The 15,746-nt window shown below is 63.7% G+C and carries 9 protein-coding genes; 8 read left to right on the top strand and 1 reads right to left on the bottom strand.

The features are described from left to right. Positions 1-11: 11 nt before the first annotated feature. Positions 12-620: a chromate transporter gene (locus G3545_RS29200; protein ID WP_348644608.1), complete on the bottom strand. Its 609-nt coding sequence runs from the start codon at positions 618-620 to the stop codon at positions 12-14. A gap of 573 nt (positions 621-1,193) precedes the next feature. Between G3545_RS29200 and G3545_RS29205 the strand changes: the two genes are divergently transcribed. The 8 genes from G3545_RS29205 (at position 1,194) to G3545_RS29240 (ending at position 15,743) form a co-directional block, all read left to right on the top strand. Continuing rightward, the gene (locus G3545_RS29205; protein ID WP_170017777.1) at positions 1,194-2,252 is read left to right on the top strand and encodes an extracellular solute-binding protein; all 1,059 of its coding nucleotides are present in this window, start codon (positions 1,194-1,196) and stop codon (positions 2,250-2,252) included. After that, entirely contained in the window at positions 2,182-3,987 is a 1,806-nt protein-coding gene (locus G3545_RS29210; RefSeq protein WP_170017778.1) for an iron ABC transporter permease, read from the top strand. The genes G3545_RS29205 and G3545_RS29210 overlap by 71 nt, the downstream gene beginning before the upstream one ends. Positions 3,988-4,024: 37 nt before the next feature. After that, the gene (locus G3545_RS29215) at positions 4,025-5,110 is read left to right on the top strand and encodes an ABC transporter ATP-binding protein (protein ID WP_170017779.1); all 1,086 of its coding nucleotides are present in this window, start codon (positions 4,025-4,027) and stop codon (positions 5,108-5,110) included. Further along, complete coding sequence (locus G3545_RS29220) at positions 5,107-5,961, top strand: amidohydrolase family protein (protein ID WP_170017780.1); 855 nt, start codon at positions 5,107-5,109, stop codon at positions 5,959-5,961. The genes G3545_RS29215 and G3545_RS29220 overlap by 4 nt, the downstream gene beginning before the upstream one ends. Positions 5,962-6,002: 41 nt before the next feature. Next, positions 6,003-6,800, top strand: coding sequence for an aldolase/citrate lyase family protein (locus G3545_RS29225; RefSeq protein ID WP_170017781.1), 798 nt, complete (start codon positions 6,003-6,005; stop codon positions 6,798-6,800). Between the two features lie 589 nt (positions 6,801-7,389). Next, a complete protein-coding gene (gene drmD, locus G3545_RS29230) occupies positions 7,390-10,623 on the top strand; it encodes a DISARM system SNF2-like helicase DrmD (protein ID WP_170017782.1) in 3,234 nt (1,077 codons plus the stop codon). 4 nt (positions 10,624-10,627) lie between these two features. Then, entirely contained in the window at positions 10,628-14,569 is a 3,942-nt protein-coding gene (locus G3545_RS29235; RefSeq protein ID WP_206151363.1) for a DNA methyltransferase, read from the top strand. A gap of 70 nt (positions 14,570-14,639) precedes the next feature. Then, entirely contained in the window at positions 14,640-15,743 is a 1,104-nt protein-coding gene (locus G3545_RS29240) for an XRE family transcriptional regulator (RefSeq protein WP_170017783.1), read from the top strand. Positions 15,744-15,746 lie beyond the last annotated feature (3 nt).

The following is a 15,746-nucleotide window of genomic DNA, read 5'->3' on the forward strand; positions in this document are numbered from 1 at the left end:
GGCGGAAGCCGCTAAACCCCTCTTGCATAGGACAACGCAACGCTGACGGCGCCGGCGCCGAGCAGGACCCATATCAACGGCCATTGCAGAATACCGACGGCGACGAATGTCGCCGCCATGATCGCGAGGGGGGCGGCGCGCCGGTCGACACGCTCGGCCGCCGTTACGCCCATTGCAAGCGACAGGCCGATCGCCGCGGCCCCCGCTCCTTCGAGAGCAGAGTGCGTGACCGGCATGTCCGCAAGCGATGCGAAGCCAACGGCAATGACGAGAACCAGCATGCTCGCGGGAACGACCATGCCGGCCACCGCGGCCACGGCGCCCCATACTCCCCGCAGACGGTAGCCGAGAAAAATCGCGAGATTGGTCACGTTGAAGCCGGGGAGCGCCTGCGAAAGCGAGAGCCCGTTCAGGAACTCCTCTTCGGTGACCCATTTCCGATTCTGGACGATTTCGCGGAGAAGCCAGCCGCTCAGGCCCCCGCCGAAGCTCGTCAAGGTAATGCGAGTGAAAGCGAGAAACAGCTGCAGGGCACTTGGACGATTCAATGGGCCAGGCAACAGACACCCCCGCGGTTCGATCCGTGAGGCCAGATACCGCGATGCGAGTGCATTAGCCAAGGCGGCCGCAATTGATCGCCCCCTAAAATAATCGGGGGTGGTGCCAGATGATCGCTGACCGACTTAAGGCCGCTTCGTCAGCCGCATACCGAGCCCACCGCCGTTCTCCGAGATGAACTCGATGCCGGCGACCTCCAGTGCTGACTTGATGGCGGCGCAAAACGGTACCAAGCTACCGTGGTGGGATAGGCAAACCAACTGGACACCCACGCGAGCCGCTGCGCGCGCGAGGAGGCAGAGAAGAAGCGTTAGCTCTCCGGCGCAAAGCTCTTCGTAAACTTTCCGCCGAGTTTACTTCGGGCCGGCGAAACGCCGGCCCGAGGGGTAGTTCCAACCCGAAGCGAACCCGCCTGAATATCGCGCCACACGTCAGGAACTGGCTCCGCATCACACGACACCAGGAAACTTGACGTATCGCGCGAGGCCTGCTTCTATTTTTAGCATTATAACCAAGTGCCGATACGTAACAGTGGCGCAGAAGAAAGCTCGATATAAGCCAGGAAGCTGTCGTCTAGCCGACAATTTACGGCACGGCACAAAAGAAGTGAAACAGGTGGGATGGAGCGGACCAAGATGGCTGACTGGGCGATCACTCGCCGGCAATTTGGAAAAATCGCGTCGGCGTCGACCTTCGTCCTTGGCGCGGGCCTGACATCGCCCGGCTTTGCAGCATCGCCTTCACTACTCGAGGCCGCGAAGAAGGAAGGCAAGGTCGTAGTCTATGGCGATTCGATCATGGTTCCGACACTGGTCGCAGCCTTCGGCAAGCTATACCCGGACATACAGGTCACGTCGGTACCAGGCGCCGGCTGGCCAGTCTATAATCGCTTCGCCAGTGAAAAAGCCTCCGGCCGCACAATAGCCGACGTCGTCATCTTTGGCGACGATGTGATGATCACCGCCGAACGGGCTGGCTACATCGCGCCCACGCCGTTGGACGATCCCGGTGCGTTTACTTCGGTAGCACAGCCGAAAGAGGGGAAATACGTCACGCCGCAGGTCATGATCAACACCATGATCTATAATGAATCGGCGCTCGACGGCCGCAAAACCCCGAAAGACTGGAGTGATCTAGCCAATCTTGGGCCAGAATGGAGTGACCAGATCATCCTCGCCGATATTCGCAATTCGACGTCGACCCTAGTGGTCTTCGGTGCGCTCTATATGAATCTGGGGGCCGAGAAGGCGGGACAGATCCTCGCCGGGCTGAAGAAGCTGAGGGTCGAAAACGCTCCCGCCACCGGTGTTCAGGTCGCCAAGCTGTTGTCGGGCGAGAGGTCGCTCTGTCTTTCGCTCCACCTGGGTTTCTACCAGCAGATGCGCGACAAGGGGGCGCCGGTTGTCTTCATCCTGCCGCCGAGTGGGGTCATGACGCAGAAGGGCGCGATAGCCCTTTCCAACGGGTCCGAGCACCCGAATGCGGCGCAGCTCTTCGTCAATTTCGCGATGGGGCCGCAGGGCGCCGCTTTGTATTCCGCGCAGGGTACCTATCACACTCTCAAGGCCGCGCCGCCGCCAGGCAGCTTCCCCCCCTTTGCCGAGCTGAACATCCAATCGCCAGATGTCTCCAAGCTGCTCGAGAAGCGAGACGAGATCATCAAATGGTGGCTGGCCGGCCTGGACATATCTTGACGACTTCGGAAAAGAAGCGGTCGAAATCCATTCCGCGGTCACGGTATCTTGGATGAAGAAGTCAGGAAACCGCGGATTCTATACGCTGCTGGCCTTGATCCTGGCGGTATTGACGGTGCTGATCGTCCTACCACTGGGATCGATCGCGCTGGACAGCGTGCTGGTCGTCGACGCGGCAGGCCGCCATGCCGGTTGGCAGAACTTCGTCGTTGTGGCCTCCCAGTTCAAATACTGGGCATCGTTCGGCAATACTCTGGTACTCGCCGTGGGCGCGGCGACCCTCGCCGTCGCCATCGGCGTCGCGCTGGCCTGGGTTCTGGTGCGTACCAATACGCCTCTGGCCGCCCTGCTGGAGAAGCTGGCGATCCTGCCGATCTTCATCCCGCCGTTCGTCGGTGCCTTCGCCTGGCTGCTGCTGGCCGCGCCGCGCATCGGCGTGGCCAATTTCATCGTGCGCTACATCGGCCTCCCGGAACCGTTCGACATCTATACGCGGCTCGGCATTGTATGGGTGATGGGCATCTATATGGCGCCCTACGTGCTGATGATTGTGGCGAGCGCTCTGCGCAGCATGGACCCCAGCCTGGAAGAGGTCGGCCAGGTCGCGGGACTCAGCCGATGGAAAGTGGCGACCACCATCACCTTGCCGGTCGTGGCGCCCGCGATGCTGTCCGGCGCCGTCCTCGTCTTCGTCATCGCCATCGGCCTGTTCGGCACGCCGGTGCTGCTCGGCTGGCCGAAGCAGATCGTCCCGTTGACCGCCAGGATCTACGTGGAATCGCAGACCGTTCCACCGGCGTACGGGGTAATGGCCGTACTGGCGTTGTGGCTCATGGCGCTGTCCGTGGCGGTCGTATTCCTGCAGCAGTTCCTGCTCAAGGGCCGCCATTTCATCACGGTAACGGGCAAGGGGTTTCGGCCGCGGCTGATAAGGCTTGGTCGCTCGCGCTTCGTGCTTGCGGGCAGCGTGTTCGTTTATCTCGCGCTGACCGTGCTGGTTCCGATCGTCGTCATCGTCGTGGCGGCACTTTCCACCTATTCCTGGTCCGGCCGGTACACCTCCGAGAACTTTACCTTCCTCTGGGAGTCGATGGATGTCTGGCAGACACTGAAGAACAGCTTGGTCATCGCGATCATCGCCGCCAGTTTCGCATCGCTTCTCGGTCTCGCGATCAGCTGGATCGTGCATCGGACCAATGTGAGAGGCCGGCATCTGCTCGAATACTTGGCGCTGCTGCCGCTATCCGTTCCCAGCATCGCCTTCGGCATCGGCGTCGCAGCATTATGGCTGCATCTTCCCTGGACGGTCTACGACACGATATGGCTGATCGTGTTCGGCTTTATCGGCCGCTTCTCGGGCTATGCGGTGCGCACCATCTCCGGCAGCCTGGTGCAGGTCCATCCCGAGCTCGAGGAGAGCGCGCGCGTCTCCGGCTATGGGCCGGTCCAGGCGCTGTGCCGCATTACGCTGCCGCTGATCCGGCCCAGCATCGTTTCGGGCTGGGTGCTGCTGTACAGCATCTTCATGACCGAGCTCTCCATGGTGCTCATTCTGTACAGCGCCAATATCCGGACCTTCTCCATCCTGACGTTCGATTTCTGGTACGCGGGGCTGTTCTCCCGCGTCGCCTCGCTAGCCCTTTTGCAGCTTGCTGTCGGCATGGCGGTGATGCTGCTGGTCGGGCGTATCGGCGGTGGCAGGAAGCCGGCTTCTGACCCACAGGCGCTGGCTTGACCCATCGGCCGTCCATCCCTCGGAGCAATCGACTGGCATGAGCGTTGAAATCGAGCATCTCTCGATGCGGTACGGAGCAAATCCAGTCGTCGACGACCTTACGGCAAGCTTCAGCGCCAACGCCATTTCAGTGCTGCTTGGCCCCAGCGGCTGCGGCAAGACCACCACCTTGCGGTGCATTGCGGGGCTGGAAGAGCCAAGCATGGGCACCATCAGGATCGGCGACAGCCCGGTGTTCTCCCGGGACAGGCAGATACACCTGCCGCCGGAGAAGCGCGATCTGGGGATGGTGTTCCAGTCCTATGCCATCTGGCCGCACATGACGGTGTTCGAGAACGTTGCGCTCCCTCTCCGTGCGCGCGGCATCGACGCCGCCGAGACGCGCAAGCGCGTCGAGGAGACGCTCGCCATGGTCGGCCTAGCAAGTGTGCGCGATCGTAGCGCCACGCAGTTGTCAGGCGGCCAGCAGCAACGCGTGGCCATTGCGCGCTGCATCGTCTCCCGCCCGAAGCTCATGCTGCTCGACGAACCGCTCAGCAATCTGGATGCGAAATTGCGCACGGAAATGCGACAGGAACTGAAGGAGATGCAGCGCCGCACCGGCCTCACCATGCTGTTCGTTACCCACGACCAGGAGGAGGCAATGTCGCTTGCCGATACCATCTTCCTGTTCCGCAATGGCAAGATCGTGCAGCAAGGCGCGCCGCAGGACATCTACCGTCGACCGTACAATCGCTACGTGGCGGAGTTTCTCGGCAAGACCAACCTGTTTCCCGTACAGGTCCACGCGGCCGGCGTCGGCATCGACCTTCGCACGCAAGAAGGTCAGTTCGTCCTGTCCCGTAGCACCAATCCCGCCTGGAACGAGTATGACGGCGCCTATGTCGGCGTCATCCGGCCTGAGGCGTGGGCGCTGGTCCCGGACAGCCAGGCTGGCCTGCCTGGGCAGGTCGAGGCGATGATGTTCCTCGGCGATCGCGTCGAGCTGACGGTGGATTCCCCGGTCGGCAGGCTGCTGGTGCTGCGCCCGGGATACGAGCGTTTCACCATAGGCGACAATCTCCGGCTCGGAGTTGATTTTGAACGCATTCACCTGCTGCGCCCTGAAGCGGCGGCGGCATGATCCCGACTGCGCAAAGGGAGCTTGAATTGTCCATCTTGCGAGGCGTCGATGCGCACGCCCACATCTATGGCGGGCCGGAATACGGCTTCGCGCCGAACGCGCGATTCATCCCGCACCCTTCGCAACAGGGAACGGCCCGGCAATTCCGCGCGGTATTGGCGGCCCACGGGCTGACCCACGCGCTTCTGGTGGCCGCGCAGCCCTACGGTTTCGACAACAGCGCGATGCTGGACGCCATTGCGGCGTCGAGCGGGCGTTTCAAAGGGATCGTGCTGGCCAATCCCGGCCTGTCGGAAGCGGACATGCTGGACCTGTCGGCCCGCGGCATCGTCGGGCTGCGAGTGAACCTGTTCGCATATGGGCTGCGTGAACTGACGGAGCCCGGTGCGGAGCGGATGTTCGCCCTGGCGCGCGAGCTCGGCTGGATCCTGCAAGTGCACTACAAGGGCGACGGCCTCATCGAAGCGCTGCCGGCATTGCGGGCGACCGGCATGCGGCTGCTGGTGGATCATCTCGGCCGCCCGGTTCCCTCCGCCGGATTGCGGCAGCGCGGCTATCAGGCGCTGCTTGAGCTGGGCCGCGAGGGCCGCGCCGTGGTCAAGCTCTCCGGCGCCGACCGCTACTCCGAGGCCGGCTTGCCCTGGGACGATGTCGATCACTACGTCGCGGAGGCGGTCAGGGTCTTTGGCCTGCACAATTGCGTCTGGGGCTCCGACTGGCCGTTCGTTCCCGGCGAAGAGCGGGTGGATTACGGGCCAGTTCAGGCCTGTCTTTCACGCTGGCTGCCGGACGAGGCTGACAGGCGCACCGTGCTCTGGGAAACGCCTTCGCGGCTGTTCGGATTTTCCTGAGCGAGAGCAAACATCGTACGAACATCCATCGGGGGAACGGAATGCCCAACGTCGTCGAGAACATTGCCAAGCGGAAGCTGAGGGAAGGCAAACTCATCCTCAGCCTGAGCGTCAACCAGATGCGGACGGCGAATATTGGCCTAGTCGCCGCGGCATGCGGATATGACGCCTTGTATTGCGATCTCGAGCACAACCCAACATCACTGGAATCCGCGGCGATGATCTGTGTCGCCACGTTGCCCACCGGTGTCACGCCGCTGTGCCGCGTCACCTCGCGCGATCCCCATGATATTGCCCGCGTGCTGGATTGCGGCGCGCAGGGCGTAATGGTTCCGCACGTCAGCACGGTGGAGGAAGCCCGTGTCGCGGTAGATGCGGTCCGCTTCTCGCCGATCGGCCATCGTTCTGCGTTCAGCCAGGCGCCATCCCTCGGCTATGCCAGTTATCCCCAGGGGCAGATCAACACGGTGCTGAATGCGGAAACCCTGCTGATCGTCATGCTGGAGACACCCGAGGCGATCGAAAACGCCGACGCCATCGCGGCGATCGAGGGCATCGACATGGTGCATATAGGCTCCACCGATCTCAGCACCGAACTGGGAGTTCCGGGTGACTATCGGCACGAGCGCATGCGCGCCGCCTACGAGGAAGTGGCGGCCGCGGCGAAGGCGCACGGAAAGTGGATGGGTGTCGGCGGCGTGCGCAACGACATGGAATATCTGACTTGGCTGGTCAGCATCGGCGTTCAGTACCTTAGCGGAGCTTCGGACCTCGGCTTCATCCTTCAAGGTGGCAAAGCCGATGTCGCGGCAATGCGGAAAATCCCGCTTTGTAGCTGACCACCACGCGCTGCTGGAATGATCGAGCAGCCGCTTCGGTAAACGGGAGTTTGGTGGGCCCGGCAGGAAACTAGGTGAGAATAAAATAACTATGTAAAATCAGATCTTTATATGAAGGTGCGTAGCGCGCTTGTGTAGCAGACGCATGATGTGTTTGCCCCCGGTCGTGGCTCCTCACAAGTGACGTATGTGTCAATCGAGTCCTAGCAAGGTACTCGAACCTGAAGCTTCGCAGGGGTTTCCGCGGGCCCGGTCCTCCGCATTCTTCGGCGAAGGGCGTGAAGATGATTATTGCCACGCGGGACCGCGTCACGCGGAACTGACACCTTTTGGTGCAACGGGTTGCAATAATCTGCGAGCCGCGGTTGGCGGCTTTTGACCCATCTGCGACCTTGGGAAGGTCCGCTCGCGTCGGACCGGCGCTGGAACGAGAATTCAGTTGCGGTGGAGCTGACTCTTAGCCGCCCAAGATCATCAATTCTTGGACGTGATGTGCCTTGCGTATCGCTGTGACACGCAAAATCCAGGCACGGTTGTAGCGCTATGGGCGCTTCGCTTAATGTGAATTTTAACAACAGGGGGGATTCGGGTGTCTGCTCCAAGCCATTCGGCCTCCCCATCCGAGGGAGAGTTCGTCAGCGTCCGAGGGCGTCCTTGGTTGGTCGATGGTGTGATCGAGGCGGGGCGCGGACTCCAGACCCTTTCGCTTTCGTGCATCGCCGACGACGCCAACGGCGAGGCGCTGGAGGTCATCTGGGACGCTGAGGTCGCCGCGTCCGTAATTGATGACACGGGCTGGCAGTCGGTCGGCCTCGGTGGACCAGACAGTCCAGAGGTCCTAGCGGCGCATGTGAGGGCCTTGCGATGGAAGTCGGCCACGGCCGCGGACCGCGAGTTGCTGCAAGCGCCGTTCCGTGCAGGCATCCGGCTCGATGCCTATCAGTTGCTGCCTCTCCGAAAGGCTCTGCGCCTTCCCCGCGTAAACCTGCTCATCGCCGACGACGTCGGCTTGGGTAAGACGATCGAGGCTGGGCTGGTTACGCGGGAGCTGTTGCTTCGGAAGCGGGTCGATTTCATCGTAATTGCGGCTCCGCCTTCGATGACGATCCAGTGGAAGGATGAGCTTGAGGCCAAGTTCGGTCTGTCGTTCGACATCATCGACCGGGAACGGGTTTCTGACCTTCGGCGTCAGCGCGGGTTCGCCGTGAACCCTTGGAACACCGGCTCGCGCTTCATTATCTCGCACCGGCTCCTAACAGACGAGACCTACGCTAGTGGGTTGCGAGACGTGCTCGGAGAGTTCCGCGCCCGCGCACTGCTAATCCTCGACGAGGCGCACCACGCCGCCCCTTCGGCGGGCGTTCGTTACGCGGTTTCAAGCCAACTAACTCGCGCCGTTCGTGAGCTCGCGGATCGTTTCGAGCACCGGCTGTTTCTGTCCGCCACGCCGCACAATGGACACTCGAACAGCTTCTCGGCACTTTTGGAGATGCTGGACCCTCAGCGGTTCACCCGAGGCGTCATCGTTCGGCCGAAAGACCTCGAGCCGGTCATGGTGCGGCGGCTGAAATCCGACCTGCGCCGCTTGGGCGAGGATTTCCCCAAACGGATCATCGAGCCCATCGTTATCAACGGCCTACCTGACAACGCCTCCGAGCTGGACCTCGCACGCCGCCTCGCCGCCTATGGCGAGCTGCGCATGCTGCGCATCGCGAAGTTGCCGACCCAGAAGGCCGCCCTCGCCAAGCTGGCGTTCGTGGGGCTTCAGCAACGGCTGCTCTCCTCTATCGCCGCGTTCGCGCGCACCCTGAAGGTGCATCGCAAGGGGCTGCAGCGGATCATCGACGGGGAAACCCCACTGCAATCGGCGGGAGCCGCGCAGGGGTTCGTCGCGGCGCGCGCCGGAGACGACGTCGCCGAACTCGATCTGGAAGACGCCGAAGCCGAGGCCACGGCCGACGCCGAGGAAGACAGCCTCGCCGATGCGGCGACGGTCATAGGCTCGGTCGGCGCTGAAAAGGGCGACCTCCTGGCTGAGCTCGCCGCGGTCGACGAGATGCTGGCCATCGCCGAGCACGCGGCCACCCGCCCCGACGCGCGCGTTCGTCACCTGGTCGATTGGATCAAGACCAACCTCTTCACCGATGGCGTCTGGAACGAGCGCCGCCTGATCCTCTTCACCGAGTACGAAGACACCCGCCGCTGGCTGGAGCGCCGGTTGCGGGAGGCGTTCTCAGACACAGATCGCGAGGACGAGCGGATCGGTGTCTTCTCCGGCGCGACCAATTCGGATCGCCGGGAGGCGGTGAAGCGGGCCTTCAACGCCGACCCCGCGGTCGAGCCCCTGCGCATCCTCATCTGCACTGACGCGGCGCGCGAAGGGATCAATCTGCAGACCCGCTGCGCCGATCTCATCCACTTCGATCTGCCCTGGAACCCGGCGCGGCTCGAACAGCGTAATGGTCGCATCGACCGCAAGCTGCAGCCGGCCAAACGCATCCATTGCCGATACTTCCGCTACGAGCAGCGGGAGGCGGACATCGTCCTCGAAGCCCTCGTTCGCAAAACCGAGACCATCCGCGAGGAACTCGGCTCCGCCGGCCGCGTCATCGAGGATCGCGTCACCGCCAAGCTGGCCGGGGCCGGGATCGGCAAGGGTCAGGCCACAGCGATCGCGCGCCAGGTCGCCGAAGAAGATGACAAGGAGGCCCGCGCGCGCGCCCAGGCTGAAATGGACGGCGAGGAAGCCGCCCGGCATGAGGTTCTGCTCAAGGAACAAGACGACCTTCGCCGGGCGCTCGAGCGCTCCCGCGAACGGGTGGGCGTCGATGCCGACGACCTTCAGCGTGTCGCGGCGACAGCCATGGCCCGGGCCGGCGTGTCGCTGGACGAGGCCGAAGCCGAACACATCGGCAAGGTCGCGACGTTCCAGCTCGATCCGACCAGCCCCGGGTTCGCGACGGACGCCGGTTGGGACGACGCCTTTGACGACCTCCGCACCCGCCCCCGAAAGCGCGGCGAACGGGTCGGGGACTGGCGGCGTGACGCGCCGGTCCGTAAGATATCCTTCGAGCCGCCCATCCTGGCCGATGGCCGCAACGCCGACGATGTCGTCCAAGTCCATCTGGAGCACAGGCTGGTCCGCCGCCTCCTCTCGCGGTTCCTCAGCCAGGGGTTCCAGTCGCGCCTCTCGCGACTGTCAGTGATCCTGGGTCCGGGCGCGCAGCCGCGCATTGTTATGATGGGGCGCCTGGCGGTGTACGGGCCGAATGCGGCCAGACTGCACGAGGAGATCATCCCCATCACGGCGATCTGGACTGAAGCGGAACGAGCCACAAAGGCGCTGCGGCCACTCGGCGAAAGCGGCGAAGAGAAGACCTTGAACCAGCTCGAGGAGGCCCTGCGCGATGGCCGCCAGGCGCCCGCGTCAGTCACCGCGCGCATCCAGCCGCTGTTGGCCAAGGACATCGCCGACCTGACACCCAGCTTGGCCTCCATCGCCAACGAGCGCTTGGCGGCCGTCAAGGTCCAGTTGACGAAGCGGGGTGAGGAAGAGGCCCGGTCGCTGACCACCCTGTTGGAGCAACAGCGTAATCGCATCCTCGCCGCGTCCAAGGACTTCAACCCGAACCAGCTGAGCCTCGACCTGGTGCCCGAGGAGCGCCGCGAGCGTGAGGCGGACAAGCGCCATTGGCAGACCCGGCTCGACCGCTTGGAGAGCGAGCTGCAAACCGAGCCTCAGCGGCTGAGGGACGCCTACGAGGTTCGCGCCCACCGCCTCGAGCCGGTCGGGATCGTCTATCTCTGGCCGACGTCGGGATAAGGTCATGAGCGAAGACATCAACCGCGATCCAGACATCGAATGGCTCGACCATGTGCGGCCGGTCGGCCTGGTCATCGCCGCCAGCCTGATCAAAGAGCTTGGCCTCGCGCCGACCCGCCAGACGGCCGTGGACACCGCGGAGGCGGCCGAGCAGATCGACGTGGAGGGTTCGGGCCGCTCGCTGCGCGATCCGTGGGCCTTCGCGCAGGCCATCCTCGGTTGGGAAGCGCGGCACGTCGCGGGTGCGCCAGAGGGATCGGAGATCCCGGTGTCCCTCGTCGTACCGCTTCCCGAGCACAACACGTCGCTGCAGCCGACCTGGGCAGTGGGCGAGCTGGGCGATGGCGCCGGCGAGTGGCAACTGCTCATTCGCGTCGAGGACGCCGGCGTCGATCCGGATCAGCGGGCGAGCCTGGACGGGTGGGAGGCGACGCCGCAACAGCGGTTCGAACGGCTCCTGCGTGAAACCGGCGTGTTCGTCGGCCTGATGATCACCGACAACGCCCTGCGACTGACCTACGCGCCGCGGGGCGAGACGTCCGGTCATCTGACCTTCCCGATCCGGCCGCTGGCGATGGTCGCCGGCCGGCCGATGCTGGGCGGCCTCAAGCTGCTGCTGGGCGCTGTCCGCCTCTTCATCGAAGGCGACGACCGCCGACTGCCGGCCCTGCTGGCAAAGAGCCGCGACGCCCAGGCCGCGGTCTCCACCGCGCTCGCCGGACAGGTGCTCGGTTCCCTGCATGAGCTCCTGCGCGGCTTCGACGCCGCCGAGCCCGACCTCGTCCGCCATCTCGCCACCAGCCGGCCCGGCCACCTCTACGAGGGCCTTCTGACGGTGCTGATGCGGCTGGTCTTCGTGCTCTACGCCGAGGACCGCGACCTGCTGCCCTCCCGGACCGACGCCGACGCCCGGCGTGTCTATGAAACCAGCTACGCCGTGCGCGGGCTCTATGCGCGCCTGAGCGAGGACGCGGCCCTCCACCCGGATACGATGGACGAGCGCCAGGGCGGGTGGGGCCAGCTTCTGGCGCTGTTCCGGCTGATCTACGGCGGGCATCGCACTGGCTTTGTGCAGGAGCGCGGCGGCAAGCTGTTCGACCCCGACGCCTTCCCGTTTCTGGAGGGTCGGACGCTCCCGACGGACGCGCCGCGCGTGCCGGGCGTCTCCGATGGCTGCCTGCTTCGCATCCTCGAAGGCCTGATGACGCTGAAGCTCCGGGGCGGAACGCGAGAGCGGCTGTCCTATCGCGCGCTCGACGTCGAACAGATCGGCTCGGTCTACGAGACGGTGATGGGCTTCGAGGCCGGCCTGACGTCCGGCCGCTCGCTGGCGATCAAGGCCGGCAAGAACAACAAGACCCCCGTCTTCGTGGACCTCGACGCGCTGGCGGCGCTCAAGGGCAAGGCGCGGATCAAGTCCCTGAAGGAAGATACCGGCCGGGCCTTGACGGCCGCGCAAGCCAAGCCGATCGACGACGCCGGGAGCCTCGAGGACCTCGTCGTTGCGCTGGATGGCCTGGTCGATGAGCGGGGCTCGCCCAAGAAGACCCTCGCGGCGCCGGGCACGCCGATCCTGCAGCCGACCGATGAGCGCCGCAGGACGGGAAGCCACTACACGCCCCGGTCGCTTACCGCGCCCATCGTCAAGCACGCGCTGGAGCCAGCCTTCGCTTGCCTAGGGCCCGACGCTACGGCGGATCAGGTTCTGGACCTTAAGGTCTGCGATCCCGCCATGGGGTCGGGCGCCTTCTTGGTCGAGGCCTGTCGCGCGCTGGGCGAGCGCCTGATCTTGGCTTGGGCGCGCTGGCCGGAGAGCCGGCCCACGATCCCGGCCGACGAAGATGAGGAGCTGCATGCCCGGCGGCTTGTCGCCCAGCGCTGCCTATATGGCGTCGACAAGAACCCCCGCGCGGTCGATCTGGCGCGGTTGTCGCTCTGGCTGGCGACGCTGGCGCGGGACCATGAGTTCACCTTCCTCGACCACGCATTGAAGTGCGGCGACAGCCTCGTCGGGCTCACACCATCGCAGATCGCCGCGGCCAACTGGGATGAAGCCAAGCCTGGGTTGCCGCTGTTCCGCCAGCTGGTCCGCGAGAGGGTCGCTGAGGCTGAAACCGCCCGAGCAGAGATTCAGTCCGCGCCCGACGATACAACACGTGTGATCCAGGAGGCGCGGCATCGCCATGTAGAGACCCGATTGTCGCCGATCCGTGCGATGGGCGATGCGATCCTTTCGGCGTTCTTTGCTGCCGACAAAGGCAAGGCGCGTGAAAAGGCGAGGGCGGAGGTCGAGAGTCAGATTTCGGGTATGCCGCCACGATGGGACCAGCTCGATGCGGCGGCGAACAGGTTGCGATCGGGAGAGCTAGGTATCCCGCCATTCCATTGGCAGCTTGAGTTTCCCGAGGTGTTTGCGCGCGAAAACGCTGGGTTCGATGCGATTGTTGGTAATCCGCCCTTTTTGGGTGCCAAGCGGATTTCCGAGCAATTTGGAACTGGATATCGAGATTGGCTCGCAGCGCTACACTACCGCAGCACCAAGAATGTTGATCTGGTTGGACATTTCTTTCTCCGAGCATACTCGCTGCTGAGAGCCGATGGGGTCATGGGCCTAATTGGCACCAACACTCTTGCTCAAGGTGACACGCGTGAGGGATCGCTCGCCATAATTTTGACCGGCGGCGGAGCTGTCGCCCGCGCTCGAAAGCGCGTGCCTTGGCCGGGCGATGCTGGTGTCGTCGTTTCCGTCGTGCACATAGCGAAGGGCGCAGTGTCCAACGCGTTCCTAGACGCCCGGCCTGTGAGCAGGATTTCGGCCTATTTGGTAGAGGGCGACTTCGACAGCTCGCCGTCTAGGCTTGCGGCGAATTCTCGCAAAGCATTTCAGGGGTCCATCATCTTGGGGATGGGCTTCACGTTCGATGATGTGGCCGCGGCGAAGGGAGCTGCAGCTTCCGCCAGCGATATGGCGAGGATTATAGCGTCCGACCAAGCAGCTTCTCGGCGGATATTTCCGTATCTTGGCGGTGACGAGATAAACACCTCTCCAACCCAAGAGCATGATCGGTACGTTATCAACGTCAACAATATGTCCATAGAGCAGGTCGAAGAGGAGCTTCCCGGAATATTCGAAGTTCTTTCTCGCTATGTACAACCCTATAGGCAGGTGGAAAAAAACAAGAAAAATGGTCCGATGTACTACGAATGGTGGCGCTACTGGCGAGAGCGCCCGGATTTGTATCAATCCATTGGAAACCTCAAGAGTGCGTTCGCGCTGTCCCGTCACTCGGCCCAAATGGCGGTAGCTTGCGTCCCTAGAGAAATCGTGTTCGCCGACAGTTGCATCGTATTTTCATTTGATAAGTTTTCCGCTTTTGCTGTGTTGCAGTCGCGCTCTCACGAGCTTTGGGCGAGATTCTTCGCGTCTACACTGGAAGATCGACTTCGATACACACCATCCGACTGTTTTCGGACGTTTCCGTTCCCGACCAACTTCGAGGACGATCCAGCTTTGGAGGCCGCGGGTCAGGCGTATGATGCGTTCCGGGGGCGTTTGATGGTCGATCGAAATGAAGGGCTCACCAAGACCTATAACCGCTTCCACGCGCGCGGCGAAAACGCCGCCGACATTGCTCGCTTGCGGACACTGCACGCCGAAATGGATGCTGCCGTATTGCGAGCTTATGCGCGCGGCGAGACCGAGGAGGATCTGGCACGCGCCTGGGATAGCTTGGCCGACCGGGCCACGACCGTATTCACGGAACTCGAGGCCGATGAGGGCAAAAAGGTCAAGACCCGCCTGGATTGGCCCGCCGACTTCAAGGACGAAGTTCTCGCGCGCCTCCTTGCATTGAACGTAACCCGCGCCGCCGGGGAACGCGCTGCCGGACTAACCGTCGCGGTGGATGAAGATGATGAGGACGACGACGACGACGATGCCGCCTGAAGGGTGGTGGCTTCGCAAGAAAATCTTGCAATCGGAGAAATGCAAGATTACATGATCGCGGGAGGCGGTCATGGCGAACTTCATCGGAGCGAGGATCAAGGCGTTGCGCGAAGAGCGGAAGCTCTCGCAGGACGACCTCGCGCGCGTATTCGGTTTCAAGGACCGTCAGACGGTGTCGGCGATCGAGACGGGCGAGCGGCGGGTGACCGCCGAGGAACTGGTCATCGCCGTCGAGAAGCTCGGCGCGTCCCTCGACTATTTCACCAACCCCTTCCTCCTGGTGGGCGAGGGGCGGTTCTCCTGGCGGCAGACCAATGTCGGGCCGCAGGCTCTCAATGGCTATGAGCGCAGTGCGGGCCGTTGGATCGCCGCCTATCGGGCGCTCTCGTCACAAGTCGGGCGGGCGGCGCCTCTGCTGCGCCGATCGCTGGGCCTCACTTCGCGCCACAGCTTTGAAGACGCCATGGAGGCCGGTGAGCGCTTTGTGGCGGAGTTCGAGCTCGGCGATGTGCCGGCCGACCGGCTCGCCGAGAGCGTGGAGCAGGCCCTCGGGATTCTGGTGCTCAGGGTGGACGCCTTCGAGGGGATATCCGGCGCCGCCTGCCGGCTGCCCGAGCTCGACGTGGTTCTCATCAACCGCAACGAGGTGGTGGGCCGCCGCAACTTCGACCTGGCGCACGAGCTGTTCCACATCCTCACCTGGGACACCATGCCGCCTGAACACTCCGAGGCCGCAGTGGAGACCGGCGGCAACCGGGTCGAGCAGCTCGCCAACAACTTCGCCTCGGCGGTCCTGATGCCGGTGAACATACTGGACGGAATGGCCGACTGGTCGGCCTTGGCCGATGACGCGCTCGTGGCGCGGTTGAACGGCGCCGCCGACCAGCTGAAGGTCACGGCATCCGCCTTAAAGTGGCGGCTTGTCGCCCTGAACAGGCTGAAGCTGGCCAAGGCGCGGGCGATCCCCGACGCGGCCTTGCGCAACAATGGACGTGGGGAGGCGGCGGTTGACGCGCCGCCGCCCTTCTCCAAGCCGTTCGTCGAAGTAGTCGGCCTGGCCATCGAGGGCGGCCACTTGTCGGCCCGGCGGGCCAGTGGGCTGCTCGACCTGACGGTCGATGAGCTGGGTGACCTCTTCGAGGTCTACGGGGCTCCGTCCCCCATCGAGCTTTGATGA

Source organism: Starkeya sp. ORNL1 (genome assembly GCF_012971745.1).
Lineage (GTDB): Bacteria > Pseudomonadota > Alphaproteobacteria > Rhizobiales > Xanthobacteraceae > Ancylobacter.